Annotated in this window: 14 protein-coding genes and 1 pseudogene; 6 read left to right on the top strand and 9 right to left on the bottom strand. The window is 70.0% G+C overall.

Going from position 1 to position 16,510, the window contains the following annotated elements:
• Position 1: 1 nt before the first annotated feature.
• Entirely contained in the window at positions 2-880 is an 879-nt protein-coding gene (locus ACZ9QC_RS27490) for a Cgl0159 family (beta/alpha)8-fold protein (protein WP_472921824.1), read from the bottom strand.
• Positions 881-912: 32 nt separating this feature from the next.
• A complete protein-coding gene (iolC, locus tag ACZ9QC_RS27485; RefSeq protein WP_472915564.1) occupies positions 913-1,863 on the bottom strand; it encodes a 5-dehydro-2-deoxygluconokinase in 951 nt (316 codons plus the stop codon).
• A gap of 126 nt (positions 1,864-1,989) precedes the next feature.
• Between iolC and ACZ9QC_RS27480 the strand changes: the two genes are divergently transcribed.
• Both ACZ9QC_RS27480 and ACZ9QC_RS27475 read left to right on the top strand, forming a co-directional pair.
• Positions 1,990-2,916 carry a sugar phosphate isomerase/epimerase family protein gene (locus ACZ9QC_RS27480; RefSeq protein WP_472915563.1) on the top strand — a complete coding sequence of 309 codons (927 nt, stop codon included), beginning with the start codon at positions 1,990-1,992 and terminating at the stop codon, positions 2,914-2,916.
• A gap of 348 nt (positions 2,917-3,264) precedes the next feature.
• On the top strand, positions 3,265-3,468 hold the full coding sequence (locus tag ACZ9QC_RS27475; protein WP_215455564.1) for a helix-turn-helix transcriptional regulator: 204 nt from the start codon (positions 3,265-3,267) through the stop codon (positions 3,466-3,468).
• Positions 3,469-3,499: 31 nt separating this feature from the next.
• Here the strand turns inward: ACZ9QC_RS27475 and ACZ9QC_RS27470 are convergent, their stop codons facing one another.
• A complete protein-coding gene (locus tag ACZ9QC_RS27470) occupies positions 3,500-4,543 on the bottom strand; it encodes a zinc-dependent alcohol dehydrogenase family protein (RefSeq protein ID WP_472915562.1) in 1,044 nt (347 codons plus the stop codon).
• A 56-nt stretch (positions 4,544-4,599) separates the two neighbouring features.
• Complete coding sequence (locus ACZ9QC_RS27465) at positions 4,600-6,879, bottom strand: MMPL family transporter (protein ID WP_472915561.1); 2,280 nt, start codon at positions 6,877-6,879, stop codon at positions 4,600-4,602.
• Between the two features lie 218 nt (positions 6,880-7,097).
• Between ACZ9QC_RS27465 and ACZ9QC_RS27460 the strand changes: the two genes are divergently transcribed.
• The 3 genes from ACZ9QC_RS27460 (at position 7,098) to ACZ9QC_RS27450 (ending at position 10,478) form a co-directional block, all read left to right on the top strand.
• On the top strand, positions 7,098-7,745 hold the full coding sequence (locus tag ACZ9QC_RS27460; protein ID WP_472921823.1) for a TetR/AcrR family transcriptional regulator: 648 nt from the start codon (positions 7,098-7,100) through the stop codon (positions 7,743-7,745).
• A gap of 131 nt (positions 7,746-7,876) precedes the next feature.
• Positions 7,877-8,116, top strand: a complete 240-nt coding sequence (locus tag ACZ9QC_RS27455; protein ID WP_472915560.1) for a heavy-metal-associated domain-containing protein — start codon at positions 7,877-7,879, stop codon at positions 8,114-8,116.
• A 34-nt stretch (positions 8,117-8,150) separates the two neighbouring features.
• The gene (locus ACZ9QC_RS27450) at positions 8,151-10,478 is read left to right on the top strand and encodes a heavy metal translocating P-type ATPase (RefSeq protein WP_472915559.1); all 2,328 of its coding nucleotides are present in this window, start codon (positions 8,151-8,153) and stop codon (positions 10,476-10,478) included.
• Between the two features lie 854 nt (positions 10,479-11,332).
• On the opposite strand, the gene ACZ9QC_RS27445 is transcribed toward ACZ9QC_RS27450, so the two are convergent.
• The 5 genes and pseudogenes from ACZ9QC_RS27445 to ACZ9QC_RS27425 all read right to left on the bottom strand — a co-directional run bounded on the left by ACZ9QC_RS27445 (position 11,333) and on the right by ACZ9QC_RS27425 (position 16,241).
• Complete coding sequence (locus ACZ9QC_RS27445; protein ID WP_033531335.1) at positions 11,333-12,622, bottom strand: citrate synthase; 1,290 nt, start codon at positions 12,620-12,622, stop codon at positions 11,333-11,335.
• Positions 12,623-12,880: 258 nt separating this feature from the next.
• Positions 12,881-15,142, bottom strand: a complete 2,262-nt coding sequence (recD2, locus tag ACZ9QC_RS27440; RefSeq protein WP_472915558.1) for an SF1B family DNA helicase RecD2 — start codon at positions 15,140-15,142, stop codon at positions 12,881-12,883.
• A gap of 86 nt (positions 15,143-15,228) precedes the next feature.
• Positions 15,229-15,552, bottom strand: coding sequence for a helix-turn-helix domain-containing protein (locus ACZ9QC_RS27435; RefSeq protein ID WP_472915557.1), 324 nt, complete (start codon positions 15,550-15,552; stop codon positions 15,229-15,231).
• Entirely contained in the window at positions 15,549-15,929 is a 381-nt protein-coding gene (locus tag ACZ9QC_RS27430) for a type II toxin-antitoxin system RelE/ParE family toxin (RefSeq protein WP_472915556.1), read from the bottom strand. The genes ACZ9QC_RS27435 and ACZ9QC_RS27430 overlap by 4 nt, the downstream gene beginning before the upstream one ends.
• Positions 15,930-16,048: 119 nt before the next feature.
• Positions 16,049-16,241 (bottom strand): annotated as a pseudogene (locus tag ACZ9QC_RS27425) (DUF397 domain-containing protein).
• A gap of 32 nt (positions 16,242-16,273) precedes the next feature.
• Here ACZ9QC_RS27425 and ACZ9QC_RS27420 point away from each other — a divergent pair.
• Entirely contained in the window at positions 16,274-16,480 is a 207-nt protein-coding gene (locus ACZ9QC_RS27420) for a hypothetical protein (RefSeq protein ID WP_472915555.1), read from the top strand.
• The last annotated feature ends 30 nt before the right edge of the window (positions 16,481-16,510 follow it).

The raw sequence follows: 16,510 nt of genomic DNA, 5'->3' as shown, positions 1-16,510 counted from the left end.
CTCACAGCAGTCCTACGGCGGTGTCCACGGCGGCGGTCACGTCGTCGTCCGCCGGGTAGAGCAACGAGCGTCCGACCACCAGGCCCTGCACGGTGGGCAGTTGCAGCGCGCCGCGCCACTTCTCGTACGCGCCCTCCTGGTCCTCGCCGACATCGCCGCCGAGCAGCACGGCGGGCAGCGTCGAGGTCTCCATGACCTGGGCCATGTCGTCGGGGTTGTCGGTGACGGGCACCTTCAGCCAGGTGTACGCCGAACTGCCGCCCAGCCCGGCGGCTATGGCGATCGACTTGGTGACCGCCTCGGCGCTCAGGTCGTTCTTGACCTTGCCGGTGGCCGGGTCGCGGCGGCTGATGAACGGCTCGACGAACACGGGGAGTCGGCGTTCGGCCATGGCGTCCACGGCACGGGCGGTGGACTCCAGGGTGGTGAGGGAGCCCGGGTCGTCGTAGTCGACGCGGAGCAGGAGCTTGCCGGCGTCGAAGCCGAGGCGCTGCATGTCCTCGGGGCGGTGGCCGGTGAAGCGGTCGTCCAGTTCGAAGCTGGCGCCCGCGAGGCCGCCCCGGTTCATCGAGCCCATGACGACCTTGCCGTCGAGCGCGCCGAGGAGCAGCAGGTCGTCCAGGATGTCGGCGGTGGCGAGGACGCCGTCCACACCGGGACGGGACAGCGCCAGGCACAGCCGTTCGAGGAGGTCGACGCGGTTCGCCATGGCGAGCCTGCGGTCGCCGACGGAGAGGGCGCCACGGGCCGGGTGGTCGGCGGCGACGATCATCAGCCGGCCGGAGTCGCCGATCAGGGAGCGCCGGGTACGGCGGGCGGCGGCCTCGGCGATCGCCTCGGGGTGGTGCACCCGGGTGCGGACGAGGGCGGAGACGTCGATGGGGCCGAGGGGGCCCACGGGGCGGGTGGTGGTCACAGCACCGCTCCAGCAGCGACCGCGGTCTCGATCTCGTCGACGGTCGGCATCGCGGAGGAGCACTCCAGGCGGGAGGCGACGATCGCGCCGGCCGCGTTGGCGTACCGCATGATCTTCTCCAGGTCCCAGCCTTCGAGCAGGCCGTGGCAGAGGGAGCCGCCGAAGGCGTCACCGGCGCCGAGGCCGTTGAGGACGTCGACGGGCAGGGGCGGGACCTCGGCGGACTCGCCCTTGGCGTTGACCGCGAGGACGCCCTTCGGGCCCTGCTTGACGACCGCCAGTTCCACGCCGGCGTCGAGCAGCGCGCGGGCCGCGGCCTGCGGCTCGCGGACGCCGGTGGCGACCTCGACCTCGTCCAGGTTGCCGACGGCCACGGTGGTGTGCCGCAGGGCCTCCTCGTAGAACGGGCGGGCCTCGGCCGGGTCGTTCCAGAACATGGGGCGCCAGTCGAGGTCGAAGACCGTCGTGCCGGCCTTGGCCCGGTGGGCGAGCGCCGCGAGCGTCGCCGTACGGCTGGGCTCCTCGCTCAGGCCCGTGCCGGTCACCCAGAAGATCCGGGTCCCGGCGATGGCGTCGAGGTCCAGCTCATGGGCGTCGATCTCCAGATCGGGCGCCTTGGGCTTGCGGTAGAAGTACAGCGGGAAGTCGTCCGGCGGGAAGACCTCGCAGAACGTCACCGGGGTCGCGAGGCCCGGGACCGGGGTCACCCAGCGGTCGTCCACCCCGAAGTCGCGCAGCGCCTGGTGCAGGTAGTCGCCGAAGGGGTCCTGGCCGGTGCGGGTGATGACGGCGGTGGAGCGGCCGAGTCGGGACGCGGCCACCGCGACGTTCGTCGCCGATCCGCCGAGGAACTTGCCGAAGGACGTCACCTGCGGCAGCGGGACCCCCGTCTGCAACGGGTAGAGATCCACACCGATCCGCCCCATGGTGATCAGGTCGTACGCCATCGAGTTCCCTTCACGCGCCGGTTCCCGTCAAGGTCTAGCCCCGTCGGAGCGACCCTGTCAATACTTTGTCCAGACATTCGGACTACCTATTGACACCCTCAGCTCCAGGGGCTGAAGCTGACTCCCATGACGTCGTTGTCACCTCAGTCTCAAGTTTCCGGGGTCTCGCGCATCCGAGTCGGCTCGGCGCCCGACTCCTGGGGCGTCTGGTTCCCCGACGACCCCCAGCAGGTCCCCTGGCAGCGCTTCCTCGACGAGGTCGCCGCTTCCGGCTACGAGTGGATCGAGCTGGGCCCGTACGGCTATCTGCCGACCGACCCGGCGGTCCTCGCCGAGGAGACGGCCAAACGTGGCCTGAAAGTGTCGGCCGGCACCGTCTTCACCGGCTTGCACCACGGTCCGGACGTCTGGGAGAAGACCTGGGCGCACGTGGCCGACAACGCGGTCCTCGCGCAGGCCATGGGCGCCAAGCACCTCGTCGTCATCCCGTCGTTCTGGCGGGACGACAAGACGGGCAAGGTTCTGGAGCCCAGCGAACTGACCGTCGAGCAGTGGCGTCACCTCACGCAGCTGACCGAGCGGCTCGGGCGGGAGGTGCGGGAGAAGTACGGCCTCCAGATCGTCGTCCACCCGCACGCCGACACCCACATCGACAGCGAGGAGAACGTCGTCCGCTTCCTGGACGGCACCGACTCCTCGGTGGTCTCGCTCTGCCTCGACACCGGGCACTACGCCTACTGCGGCGGCGACAGCGTCAAGCTGATCGAGACCTACGGCGAGCGCATCGGCTATCTGCACCTCAAGCAGGTCGACCCCGAGATCCTGGCCGACGTCCGCGCGAACGAGATCCCGTTCGGGCCGGCCGTGGCCAGGGGCGTCATGTGCGAGCCGCCGAAGGGCGTGCCCGAGCTGGGGCCGGTGCTGGCCGCGGCCGCGAAGCTGGACGTGGATCTATTCGCGATCGTCGAGCAGGACATGTATCCCTGCGAGCCGGACGCTCCGCTGCCGATCGCTCAGCGGACGCGGGCGTTCTTGAGGTCTTGCGGGGCATAGGCGCTCCGCTGCGGGCCGGCGCCGAGAAGCGTCGGGGAACTGCGAGTTGCCGGCGGGCCGCAGGTGGTTCGTGGCTGGTCGCGCAGTTCCCCGCGCCCCTTTTGGGGCGCGGCTGCCCGCCCCCGGTCAACATGGCACTCCAATTCGCCACTTGTGTCACAAAGGACACCGTCTCGTCACGTCCGTCACGTGTACGCGGGTCTTTTGTCACGTGTGACCCACGGGCGCTCTCGCTGATCACTGTGTGTCGTTGGCCGAGCACAGGCTTGTGATCGCCAGCGCAGTGCCCGGCTCCCCCTGCGGTCTTCCCGGCCGCCGCCGTGGTGCGCGCGCAGGGAGGTGCCACAGATGACGACCGACCGGCTTCTCTGGTCGTACAAGGACATCGCGGCGCACATCCGTGTGCAGCCCGACACCGTCCGGTCGTACCGCAAACACGGGCTGCTGCCGCCGCCCGACCACGTCGAGAGCGGCAAGCCCTACTGGTACGCCGACACCATCCGCACCTGGGTCGCCTCCAGACCGGGCAACCGGGGGCGCAAGGTGGAGTGAACCCCTTTTCCCTCACCCCGTCCGGGAACGGTCAGTTCCAGGGTTCGATGACCGTCACTCCGCCGCCCGGGGCCGTGCCCAGCGCCGCGAGTGCGGACGGGGCCGCGTCCAGCCCGATCGTCGAGGTCACCAGGAGGTCGGGGCGGAGGACGCCCGCCTCGACCAGCTTCAGCATCGTGGGGTAGGCGTGCGCCGCCATGCCGTGGCTGCCCAGCAGTTCGAGTTCGAGGGCGATCGCCCGGGCCATGGGGACGGGGGTGGTGCCCGTCCCGGAGGGAAGCAGGCCCACCTGGATGTGGCGGCCCCGGCGGCGGAGGCCGTTGACGGAGGCCGCGCAGGTGGCCGGGGAGCCGAGCGCGTCGAGGGAGAGGTGGGCGCCGCCGCCGGTGAGGTCGCGGACCGCTTCGGCCGTGTCCTCGACCGCCGAGGCGTCCACGCACTCCGCCGCCCCGAACTTCCGGGCCAGGTCCAGGGCCCGGGCCGATACGTCGACGGCGATCACCCGGGCCCCGGAGGCCGCCGCCACCATCACCGCGGACAGGCCCACACCCCCGCAGCCGTGGACGGCGACCCACTCCCCCGCCGCGACCCGGCCCTGCGCGACCACCGCGCGGAACGCCGTGGCGAAGCGGCAGCCGAGCGAGGCCGCCGTGCCGTACGACAGCTCGTCGGGCAGTGCCACCAGGTTCACGTCGGCGTGGTCCAGCGCGACGTACTCGGCGAACGAGCCCCAGTGCGTGAAGCCCGGCTGGGTCTGCCGCTCGCACACCTGCTGGTCACCGGCCGCGCAGGCGGCACAGGTGCCGCAGGCACAGACGAAGGGGACGGTGACCCGGTCGCCGGGGCGCCAACCCGTCACCGCCGCGCCGGTGGCCTCCACGACCCCGGCCAGTTCATGGCCGGGGACGTGCGGGAGCGTGATGTCCGGGTCGTGGCCCTGCCAGCCGTGCCAGTCGCTGCGGCACAGGCCCGTCGCTTCGACACGGACGACGACACCGTGGGGGGCGGGGGTGGGTGCGGGAAGCTCCTTCACCGTGGCCGGCTCTCCGAACCGCTCGAACACCACCGCGCGCATGTGTCGCCCTCCACTCATCGGCCTACGGCCACCGACCGTCCTCTTCGGAGCGAACGCTAGCCAGAGATCTCCACCTTGTCGTCGTCGCGCTGCTTGCCCGGGGCAGGCACGTCGGGTGTGGCGGTCTCGGCGTCCGTCGTCCCCGTCGCCCGCGCGGCGGGCGCCGACTCCCCCTCGCTCAGGCCGAACCTCTCGTGGAACCTCCTCAGCGGAGCCGGGGCCCACCACGTCGCGCGGCCCGTCAGGCGCATGACCGCCGGGACCAGGAGACTGCGGATGACCATGGCGTCCATGAGGACGGCGAGGGCTATGCCGAGGCCCAGCATCTTCGTGTTGGTGACCCGGGAGGTGCCTATGGCGATCATGACGACGGCGAGGATGACGGCGGCGGCGGTGATCAGGCCACCCGTGCGCTGGAGCCCGAAGCGGACCGAGCCTGTGTGGTCGCCGGTGTGGTCGTACTCCTCCTTGATGCGGGAGAGCAGGAACACGCCGTAGTCCATGGAGAGCCCGAAGGCCACGCAGAACATCAGGACCGGCAGGGTCGTCTCGATGGAGCCGGGGCTGGTGAAGGCGAGCAGGCCGGAGAGGTGGCCGTCCTGGAAGACCCACACCAGCGCGCCGAACATGGCCGTCAGGCTGAGGGCGTTCAGCAGGACCGCCTGGAGGGGGATCAGCACACTGCCGGTGAGGAGGAAGACCAGGATCAGGGTGACGATCGCGATGAACGCGAGGGCCCAGGGAAGGCCGTCCCCTATCGCCGCCTTGGTGTCCACCAGGACCGCCGCCGTGCCCGTCACCGAGGTGTCGAAGGGAGCGTCCGTCGACCGGATCTCCTTCACCAGGCGTTGCGCGCCCTCGTCGACCGCCTCGCCCTTCGGCTGCACCGTGAAGTAGGCCCAGTCGCCCTTGACCAGGGGCCCTTCCACCCGGAGCACCTCGGGGAGGTCCGCCAGCCGCTCCTTGTAGGCGGTGTACTCCGCCTTCGTGGCCTCGCCCTCCGCCAGGATCTCCAGGCCGCCTCCGGGAGTGCCCGGGAAGCCCTCGCGCAGGTGCTGTTGCACGACGTGGGACTCGGCACTGGCCGGGAGTTGGCGGTCGTCGGCCGTACCGAACTTCACCCCCAGGAAGGGGAGGCCGAGGAGGAGCAGACCGGCGGTCGTGGCGACGGCGAAGAAGGGGGCGCGACGCATGACGAGGGCCGCCATACGGCCCCAGGCGGCGCCCTCCTCCACGGCCGGGGAGCCGTCGCCCGTGGTCTTCGCCTTGCTGCGGCGCTTGAACAGTTTGCGCAGGTCCAGGGCGTTGACGCGGTCGCCCAGGAGGACGAGCGCGGCCGGGAGGAGGATCAGGGCGGCTGCCGCCGCCAGGAGGACCACGGCGATGCCCGCGTAGGCGAAGGACTTCAGGAAGTACTGCGGGAAGACCATCATCGCGGCCAGGGAGACGGCGACCGTCAGGGCGGAGAAGAGGACCGTGCGGCCGGCCGTGCGCAGGGTGGTGGCGACGGCCGTCAGGGAGTCGGCGCCGGTGGACAGCTCCTCGCGGAAGCGGCGCACGATGAACAGGGCGTAGTCGATCGCGAGACCCAGACCCATGGCCGTGGTGAGGTTCAGGGCGAAGACCGAGACGTCGGTGACCTCGGTGAGGCCGCGCAGGATCGCGTTGGTGCCGAGGATCGCGACGACGCCCACACCGAGCGGCAGCAGGGCGGCGACCGCGCTGCCGAAGACCATGACCAGCAGCACGAGGGTCACCGGCAGGGCGATCATCTCGGCCCGCAGCAGGTCCTCCTGGATGATCGTCTGCATCTCGTGGCGCACGGCGAGGATGCCGCCGACCTTGACCTCGACCGGGCCGTGCGTGCCGCGCAGTTCGGGGGCGATACGGTCCAGGGTCTTGTTCACGGCCGTCTCGTCGCCGGTGAGGCGGGCCGCTATCAGCGCCTCGCTCCCGTCCTCCGAGCGCAGGGTCGGTGCTCCGGTCTGCCAGTAGGAGCCGACGCCCGTGACGCCCTTCTCGGCGGACAGCCGCTCGGTCAGCTTCTTCGCCTCGGCGGCGACGGCCGGGTCGTCGACCGAGGCCTCGCCCGCGTCGACGAGCAGCAGGAAGTTGGGCTGCGAGTCGGGGAACTCGCGCTCCAGGGCCTTCGTCGCGTAGGTGGACTGGGCGGCCGGATCCTCCCAGCCGCCGCTGCCGAGACGGTCGGCGACATCGCTGCCCGCGACGACCGCCAGGGCGGTGAGCACCAGGGCGACGAGCAGGGAGAGCCGGGGGCGGGCGGTCACGAACCGGGTCCAGCCTCCCGCTCGGGGTGGCCGGTTGACTTCGGTCATGGTGCGGTGTCCCCTTCACTCTGATCACTGTGGTCCGTGCTGTGCGCAGCCGGGCAGCATGGAAGCGCCAAGCCATACACTGGCAAACACGAGAGATCGCTCGCGTTTCTCCAGAATGCGAGCGACCACTCGTGTTTGTCAATCACGTCCGGAAAGCTGGGGATAACCGCGTGCCCACCCACCAGGAGAAGGAACAGCCCCAGGCCGCAGAGCAGCCCCTGACCGGTGAGCGGCCCCAGGCCAAGGAGCAGCCGCGCCGTCGCCAGGCCCGCGGCGAGCGCCGTATCGCCCAGCTGCTCGCAGCGGCGGCCTCCGTGTTCTGCTCGACCGGGTACACCGCGGCCAGCACCAACGCCATCGCCCGCGAGGCGGGGGTCTCGCCGGGGACGCTGTACCAGTTCTTCCCGAACAAGGAAGCGATCGCGATCGAGCTGAGCGAGCGGCTCATGCTGGAGATGCGCGAGACCTACGGTGAGGCGCTCGCCCCGGTGGACCCGGCGACCCCGCTGGAGGTGGCCGTGACCACCGCCGTCGACCGCTTCATCGACTTCAACTGCCGCCACCCCGTGGTCTACACGCTGATGCACGGCCCGGACGTCCCCGGCCGGATCGCCGAGCAGCACGACGCCCTGCAGACGGCCCTGGTCACCCGGATCGAGGCCCTGCTCACCCCGCTCCTGCCCGGCACGCCGGCCGCCGACATCACCCGCACCGCCCACGTCTGCATGGCCATGTACAAGGCCGGCCTGGAACTGATCCTCGGCCGCGAGGGCGAGGAGCGCGAGGCCTACGTCCAGGAGCTGAAGAACGTCCTGCTCCGCTACCTGGAACCCTTGGTGGGCGACCGCCCGCCAGTCGACCCCTAGCGCCCCCGGCGCCCCACCTCCCCGCGCGGACCCCTCTTGGATTCATACCCCTAGGGGGTATAAGGTGGATGTTCTGAAGGGTTACCCGACCCCGACGCAGTCCCCCACACGCCCCGATGAGGAGTAACGACATGGCCACCGACACCGACACCCAGGGCTCCGTCACCGCCGTCTACAAGGTGAGCGGCATGAGCTGCGGGCACTGCGAGGGCTCCGTCTCGGGCGAGATCAACCAGCTCGACGGCGTGTCCTCGGTGAAGGCCGTCGCCTCCACCGGCGAGGTCACCGTGGTCTCGGCCGCCCCGCTCGACGAGGAGGCCGTCCGCGCCGCCGTCGACGAGGCCGGCTTCGAACTGGTCGGCAAGGCCTGAGACCGGGCACGGCCACGGACGTACGGGCACGGACATGACGAGCACCACCGCGGCAGACGCCACGAGCGGCACCGTCCACGAGGTCGAGCTGACCATCGGCGGGATGACCTGCGCCTCCTGCGCGGCCCGCGTGGAGAAGAAGCTCAACCGCATGGACGGGGTCACCGCCTCGGTGAACTACGCGACGGAGAAGGCGAAGGTCAGCTACCCCTCGGGGACGGAGATCGCCGACCTCATCGCCACCGTGGTGAAGACCGGCTACACGGCCGAGGAGCCCCCGCCCCCGGCCCCGCCGCGGTCCGAGCAGGAAGAGGCCCTCCCCGCGGAGGAGGCGGACCCCGAACTCGCCTCGCTGCGGCAACGGCTCACCGTCTCGGTGCTGCTCGCGGTGCCCGTCGTCCTCATGGCCATGATCCCCGCCCTCCAGTTCGACAACTGGCAGTGGCTCTCGCTGACGCTGGCCGCGCCGGTCGTCGTCTGGGGCGGGCTGCCCTTCCACCGGGCCGCGTTCACCAACCTCCGGCACGGCGCGGCCACGATGGACACCCTCGTCTCCGTCGGCACGCTCGCCGCCTTCGGCTGGTCCCTGTGGGCTCTGTTCTTCGGGCACGCGGGCATGCCGGGCATGCGGCACGGCTTCGAGTTCACCGTCTCCCGCGCGGCGGGCTCGTCGACGATCTATCTCGAAGTGGCCGCCGGGGTGGTCGCGTTCATCCTGCTCGGCCGCTATCTGGAGGCCCGTTCCAAGCGCCGCGCGGGCGCCGCGCTCAAGGCGCTGCTGAGGCTCGGCGCCAAGGACGTCTCGGTGCTCCGGCAGGGGCGGGAGGTGCGCGTCCCGGTCGGACAGCTGGCCGTGGGCGACCGTTTCGTCGTACGCCCCGGGGAGAAGTTCGCCACCGACGGCACCGTCGTGGAGGGCGCCTCCGCCGTCGACGCGTCGATGCTGACCGGAGAGTCGGTACCGGTGGACGTGACCGTCGGCGACGCCGTCACGGGCGCGACCGTGAACGCCGGCGGGCGGCTGGTCGTCGAGGCGACCCGGATCGGCGCGGACACCCAGCTGGCGCGGATGGCGCGGCTGGTGGAGGACGCGCAGAACGGCAAGGCGGAGGTGCAGCGGCTCGCCGACCGGATCTCGGCGGTGTTCGTGCCGGTCGTCATCCTGATCGCGGTGGCCACCTTCGGCGCCTGGCTCGGCGCCACGGGCGACGCCACCGCCGCGTTCACGGCGGCCGTCGCGGTGCTGATCATCGCCTGCCCGTGCGCGCTCGGTCTCGCCACCCCGACCGCTCTGCTGGTCGGCACCGGCCGCGGCGCCCAGCTCGGCATCCTCATCAAGGGCCCCGAGGTCCTGGAGTCCACCCGCCGCGTCGACACCGTCGTCCTGGACAAGACCGGCACCGTCACCACCGGCCGGATGACGCTCCAGCGGGTGTACGTCGCCGGGGCCCCCCACGGCATCGACGCCCACGACACGGAGGCCCACGACACCGAAGCCCAAGGCACCGAGGCCCGAGACGCCGAGGCCGACCTCCTGCGTCTCGCCGGTGCCGTCGAACACGCCTCCGAACACCCGGTGGGCCGGGCCATCGCCGCGGGCGCCGAGGAGCGCGTGGGCGCCCTGCCGCCCGTGGAGCACTTCGAGAACATGCCCGGGAGGGGCGTACGCGGCCTCGTGAAGGGCCACAACGTCCGGGTGGGCCGATTCCACGACGAACCGCTCCCCGAGGCCCTGCGGCGCGCCAAGGAGGCCGCCGAGGACGAGGGGCACACGGCGGTCGTCGTCCTCCGCGACGGTGTGGCACTCGGTGTCGTCACCGTCGCCGACGCGATCAAGGAGACCAGCGCCGAGGCGGTACGGCGGCTGCGGGCGCTCGGGCTCACCCCGATGCTGCTGACCGGGGACAACGAGCGCGTGGCCCGGTCCGTGGCCGCGGCGGTCGGCGTCGCCCCCGAGCACGTGATCGCCGAGGTGCTGCCCGAGGACAAGGTCGACGTCGTACGCCGCCTCCAGGGCGAGGGCCGTACGGTCGCGATGGTCGGCGACGGTGTCAACGACGCCGCCGCGCTGGCCGTGGCCGACCTGGGGCTCGCCCTGGGCACGGGGACGGACGCGGCGATCGAGGCGGGCGACCTGACGCTGGTGCGCGGGGACCTGCGGGTGGCCGCCGACGCCATCCGGCTGTCGCGGCGGACCCTGTCCACGATCAAGGGCAATCTGGCCTGGGCGTTCGGATACAACGTGGCCGCGCTGCCGCTGGCCGCCGCCGGATTGCTCAACCCGATGATCGCGGGGGCGACTATGGCCTTTTCGTCCGTTTTCGTGGTAACGAACAGCTTGCGACTCAGGACATTTTCGTGACCGCCGGGCAAAAGTCCCTCTAGAGTCCGGAAGTAGCCTCACATAAGCTCTTCACAAGGCTCGCGCATCATCCTTACGCTGGGCCTCGATCGCTGAATCTGGTCTCTTGCGCATCTTCAGGACATTTCGCAGGAGACGCAGATCACAGTGATGTGAACGTAACCACTGAAGGGGTTCGTGAGTCTAAGTTGGCGATGTCAGAAGCGTCTTGGGGGGCGTGACTGACATCTGGGGATGTCTTGGGGGACGTTCCCGGAATTGCGTTGCCGGGGCACGTGCACCGGGGAGCTTTGAGCGGCCCTCCCGTACGTACGCGTCCCGGCAGACCGCACACCGCCGCTCGACAACCGCATACAGGTAGGACGACGAGTTCTGCTCGTCGAGCTCAGCGATTCAGGCGCTGTGCCCACCAGACGCCCGGCCGGATCCCGTGGGGGGAATCCGCACCGGGACATGGGAAGGCGCCCTGCTCGCCGGCCCGTGGGGGGACCAGCGTTGCAGGGCGCCTTCTCGCTATTTTTTGGGGCTCGGTTCGCCTCCGGGGCGCCTCAGCCTGTGTCGAGAGCCCGATCGTGCTCGGCCCTCCTTCGTCGGGCGCTGCGCGCTCCCCCACTCTCGGCTTCGCTCGAGCGGGAGGTGCCCCCATGGGCTCTCGACACAGGCGCGCCCCTTCGGCTCACTCGCCGTAGGGCGCCCTCTGCTGCCGTCAGGCAGTGAGGAGGCCCAGAGGCAGAAGCCGTGCGGCAGTGAGAGGCCCCGGGGCAAAACCGTGCGGCAGTGAGCGGGCCCAAGGAGGAAAAGCAGTGGGCCCGTGCGGACGGCTCTCCGTACGGGCCCTTGCTACGCGTACTCGGTCAGCGTGCCTCGACCGGGACGAAGTCGCGCTCGACGACGCCCGTGTAGATCTGGCGAGGGCGGCCGATGCGGGAGCCCGGCTCCTTGATCATCTCGTGCCACTGGGCGATCCAGCCCGGGAGGCGGCCGAGGGCGAAGAGGACCGTGAACATCTCGGTCGGGAAGCCCATGGCGCGGTAGATCAGACCCGTGTAGAAGTCCACGTTCGGGTAGAGGTTGCGCGAGACGAAGTAGTCGTCGGAGAGCGCGTGCTCCTCCAGCTTCAGCGCGATGTCCAGCAGCTCGTCGGACTTGCCGAGGGCCGAGAGGACGTCGTGCGCGGCGGCCTTGATGATCTTGGCGCGCGGGTCGAAGGACTTGTAGACCCGGTGGCCGAAGCCCATCAGACGGACGCCGTCCTCCTTGTTCTTCACCTTGCGGATGAAGGAGTCGACATCGCCGCCGTTCGCCTGGATGCCCTCCAGCATCTCCAGGACGGACTGGTTGGCGCCGCCGTGCAGCGGGCCCCAGAGCGCGGAGATACCGGCGGAGATCGACGCGAACATGTTCGCCTGGGACGAGCCGACCAGGCGGACCGTCGACGTCGAACAGTTCTGCTCGTGGTCGGCGTGCAGGATGAGGAGCTTGTCGAGCGCCGAGACGACGACCGGGTCGAGGTCGTACTCCTGAGCCGGGACCGAGAAGGTCATGCGCAGGAAGTTCTCGACGTAACCGAGGTCGTTGCGCGGGTAGACGAACGGGTGACCGATCGACTTCTTGTACGCGTACGCCGCGATGGTCGGCAGCTTGGCGAGCAGGCGGATCGTGGAGAGGTTGCGCTGCCGCTCGTCGAACGGGTTGTGGCTGTCCTGGTAGAACGTCGACAGGGCGCTGACCACGGAGGAGAGCATCGCCATCGGGTGGGCGTCCCGGGGGAAGCCCCGGTAGAAGTTCTTGACGTCCTCGTGCAGCAGGGTGTGCTGCGTGATCTCGTTCTGGAACGTGGAGAGCTCGTCGACGGTCGGAAGCTCACCGTTGATCAGCAGGTACGCCACCTCGAGGAAGGTGGAACGCTCGGCCAGCTGCTCGATCGGGTAGCCGCGGTAGCGGAGGATGCCCTGCTCACCGTCGAGATAGGTGATGGCGGATTTATAGGCAGCGGTGTTGCCGTAGCCGCTGTCCAGGGTGACCAGACCGGTCTGGGCCCGGAGCTTCCCGATGTCGAAGCCCTTGTCGCCGACGGTGCTGTCGATCACCGGGTAGGTGTACTCGCCGTCGCCGTACCGCAGTACTACAGAGTTGTCGCTCACGTCATCCCTCACCGACGTAGTGCCTCTTCTTCGAGGTGCCCTGACTGTCTCTACCATCCCCCAATTGGCTCTGGAGAGTGCACTCGGGGTCGACCATCGGGCCCATCGGCGGCACTCAGTGCCGCCAACTTGCTCATCCTGCCCCCTCCGTCCGCCATCTGGAAGGGCTGTGTGACCTTTACGACTCGTTTGATCGATCAAATTTCACTCACGAGCCGCCGGAGCGGCACGAGAGGTTCCCCCGAAGCGGGCCCAGGACTACAAAACCCGTGGTGCGAGCCGGAAGTCGAGGGCCGTGCACCGACGGCCGGCGGAGACCGTGCGCACCGCCTGGCCGATCGCCTTGCGGGAGCCGACCAGGACCACCAGTTTCTTCGCCCTGGTCACGGCCGTGTAGAGGAGGTTGCGCTGAAGCATCATCCAGGCTCCGGTGGTGACCGGGATCACCACGGCCGGGTACTCGCTGCCCTGGGACCGGTGGATCGTCACCGCGTAGGCGTGCGCCAGCTCGTCCAGTTCGTCGAACTCGTACGCCACCTCCTCGTCCTCGTCGGTGAGGACCGTCAGCCGCTGGTCGACCGGGTCGAGCGCGGTGACGACGCCGACGGTGCCGTTGAAGACGCCGTTCTCGCCCTTCTCGTAGTTGTTGCGAATCTGGGTGACCTTGTCGCCGACGCGGAAGACCCGGCCGCCGAACCGCTTCTCGGCCAGGTCGGGGCGGGCGGGGGTGATGGCCTGCTGGAGCAGACCGTTGAGGGTGCCCGCGCCGGCCGGGCCCCGGTGCATGGGCGCCAGCACCTGGACGTCCCGGCGCGGGTCGAGCCCGAACTTGGCCGGAATACGACGGGCCGCGACGTCGACCGTGAGCCGCCCCGCCTCCTCCGTGTCGTCCTCGACGAAGAGGAAGAAGTCCTTCATGCCGTCGGTGACCGGGTGCTGCCCGGAGTTGATCCGGTGCGCGTTGGTCACCACACCGGACTGCTGCGCCTGGCGGAACACCTTGGTGAGGCGGACGGCGGGGATCGGGCTGCCGTCGGCCAGGAGATCGCGGAGGACCTCGCCGGCGCCGACGCTGGGGAGCTGGTCGACGTCCCCGACGAAGAGGAGGTGCGCGCCCGGCGGCACCGCCTTCACCAGTTTGTTGGCGAGCAGGAGGTCCAGCATGGAGGCCTCGTCGACCACCACCAGATCGGCGTCCAGCGGGCGGTCCTTGTCGTAGGCCGCGTCGCCGCCGGGCTTCAGCTCCAGGAGGCGGTGGACGGTGGAGGCCTCGGCGCCGGTCAGCTCGGCGAGACGCTTGGCGGCCCGGCCGGTGGGGGCGGCGAGCACGACCTTCGCCTTCTTGGCGCGGGCCAGCTCCACGATCGAGCGGACCGTGAAGGACTTGCCGCATCCCGGGCCACCGGTCAGCACGGCCACCTTCTCGGTCAGCGCGAGGCGTACGGCCGCCTCCTGCTCCGGGGCCAACTCCGCGCCCGTGCGCCCCCGCAGCCATGCCAGCGCCTTGTCCCAGGCCACGTCGTGGAAGCCGGGCATGCGGTCGCCGTCGGTGCGCAGGAGGCGCAACAGCTGTGCGGAGAGGGAGAGTTCGGCGCGGTGGAAGGGGACGAGGTAGATGGCAGTGACAGGGTCTCCCCCGTCCTGGCCCGGCACCTTCTCGCGTACGACGCCGGGTTCGCCGGACTCCTCGTCGGGCAGGGCGAGTTCGGCCAGGCACTCGATGACCAGGCCCGTGTCGACCTGGAGGAGCTTGACCGCGTCGGCGATCAGGCGCTCCTCCGGGAGGTAGCAGTTGCCCTGGTCGGTGGCCTGCGAAAGGGCGTACTGCAGGCCCGCCTTGACGCGCTCCGGGCTGTCGTGGGGGATGCCGACGGACTGGGCGATCTTGTCAGCGGTGAGGAAGCCGATGCCCCAGACGTCGGCCGCGAGCCGGTACGGCTGGTTCTTCACGACGCCGATCGAGGCGTCGCCGTACTTCTTGTAGATGCGGACCGCGATGGACGTGGAGACCTCGACCGTCTGGAGGAAGAGCATGACCTCCTTGATCGCCTTCTGTTCCTCCCAGGCGTCGGCGATCTTCTTGGTGCGCTTGGGGCCGAGGCCGGGGACCTCGATGAGGCGCTTCGGCTCCTCCTCGATGATCTGGAGGGTGTCCAGGCCGAAGTGCTGGGTGATGCGGTCGGCGAAGATCGGGCCGATGCCCTTGACGAGGCCGGAGCCGAGGTAGCGGCGGATGCCCTGGACAGTGGCCGGGAGGACGGTCGTGTAGTTCTCCACCGTGAACTGCTTGCCGTACTGGGGGTGCGAGCCCCAACGGCCCTCCATCCGGAGGGATTCGCCGACCTGGGCGCCGAGGAGGGCACCGACGACGGTCAGGAGATCGCCGCCGCCCCGGCCGGTGTCCACGCGCGCGACCGTGTAGCCGTTGTCCTCGTTGGCGTACGTGATCCGTTCCAGGACGCCTTCGAGTACGGCGAGTCGCCGCTCTGTGGACTCGGTGTTCCCCGCCTGCTTGGACATGATCCGACGGTACCGTCAGGGTCTGACGGCCGGGGTGGGAGCAGCGGGGCCGATGCCTCGGCGTCCCTGGCCGGAACCATCGGCGCCTACCCGACCTTGCGCAGTTCCCCGTCGCCGAAGACCGCCACCATGACGAGGTTCCCGCCCAGCGCCTCGACGTACCTCGCCACGACGTCCGTCCCGGAGACCTGGCCGCTCTCGATCTGCGAGACCCTTCCCTTGGTCACGCCCATGCGCTCGGCCACTTGGGCCTGGGTGATCCCGCGCTCCTGACGCATGTCGGCCAACCGCCAGGCACGGGCCTCGGCGAGCATGGCGTGGGTGCCTTCGAGGAACGCGTCCCGGCCGTCGGCCAGCTCCTCCGCCCGCTCACGATGTCCGCTCGCCGACCATGCGACGTGTCCGCTCACTTCCCCGACTCCTTCTTCCGATCGGCGACATACTCGGCGTACCGGCGTTCGGCCAGCGGAATGGCCTCGTCGTACCAAGCCTCCCAGTTTCCGGCCTTGTCCCCGGCCACCAGCAGGATCGCGGAGCGCCACGGGTCGAACACGAACAGGACACGCACCTCGCTCCGACCGGAGGACCCAGGACTCAACTCCTTGAGGTTGTGCAGCGCCGACCCCTTGATCCGGTCCACCAAGGGGCGCCCCTCGGCAGGTCCATGGCAGGCGAGGATCCAGATCGCCTGGTTCACGAGCACGTACGAGTCCGCGTCGGACTTCTCCAGATCGTGCAGCCACTGATCCACCTCGTGCGTCAGGTAGACGTCCCACTGCTCTTCCACCTCCTTCGACCCTTCCCGCGAGTTTAGCATTCACTAAACACAGGCGCAGTGGTACGCAGACGACGAAAGCGGGGGCGTTCACTCGCACGAGTCCACACCGACGGCAACACACCCCCGTCTCATGTGCCCTCCTCGGCGGACCCCTTGAGGACTTCGAGGAACGAGGCGAACACGGGGGTGGAGAAGGTGAGGGTGGCTTGGGAGGGGGTCTTGGAGTCGCGGACGGCCATGCGGGTGGGGGTGGGGGCCCATTTCGACGCAGGCGTTGCCGTCGTCCGGGCCCGAGTAGGACGACTTCCGCCAGTTGCGCATGGGCACCTCACAGCTCTTTCGCCAGCCGGTCGATGAAGTCGCGCGACTCCCTGAACGGCCCCGAGGAGTACACCTTCTCGTCCGCCGAGGAGCACCGCCTGATCCGCGGTGCGGCCGGTGAACCGGGCCGGCGGGAGGCTCAGCCGCTCAGCGTGAAGATCGGCGTGGGTGTCGGCGTCCTCGGCGGGATCTGTGCCGTCGCCGTCCTGATCACCCTCGCCGTCATCAAGGTGCTCTGAACGGGTCGGCCACCAAAGCCGGTCCGCTGC

This window comes from Streptomyces sp. HUAS MS02 (genome assembly GCF_055702265.1).
Note: the sequence above shows the minus strand (reverse complement) of the source record. Positions and strands in the feature narration are given on the sequence as shown.

Bases quoted from the DNA above. Each gene is read 5' to 3' on its own strand.
- iolC (WP_472915564.1), bottom strand. From the start codon at position 1,863: ATGGCGTACGACCTGATCACCATGGGGCGGATCGGTGTGGATCTCTAC.
- ACZ9QC_RS27480 (WP_472915563.1), top strand. From the start codon at position 1,990: ATGACGTCGTTGTCACCTCAGTCTCAAGTTTCCGGGGTCTCGCGCATC.
- ACZ9QC_RS27475 (WP_215455564.1), top strand. From the start codon at position 3,265: ATGACGACCGACCGGCTTCTCTGGTCGTACAAGGACATCGCGGCGCAC.
- ACZ9QC_RS27470 (WP_472915562.1), bottom strand. From the start codon at position 4,543: ATGCGCGCGGTGGTGTTCGAGCGGTTCGGAGAGCCGGCCACGGTGAAG.
- ACZ9QC_RS27465 (WP_472915561.1), bottom strand. From the start codon at position 6,879: ATGACCGAAGTCAACCGGCCACCCCGAGCGGGAGGCTGGACCCGGTTC.
- ACZ9QC_RS27455 (WP_472915560.1), top strand. From the start codon at position 7,877: ATGGCCACCGACACCGACACCCAGGGCTCCGTCACCGCCGTCTACAAG.
- ACZ9QC_RS27450 (WP_472915559.1), top strand. From the start codon at position 8,151: ATGACGAGCACCACCGCGGCAGACGCCACGAGCGGCACCGTCCACGAG.
- recD2 (WP_472915558.1), bottom strand. From the start codon at position 15,142: ATGTCCAAGCAGGCGGGGAACACCGAGTCCACAGAGCGGCGACTCGCC.
- ACZ9QC_RS27420 (WP_472915555.1), top strand. From the start codon at position 16,274: ATGAAGTCGCGCGACTCCCTGAACGGCCCCGAGGAGTACACCTTCTCG.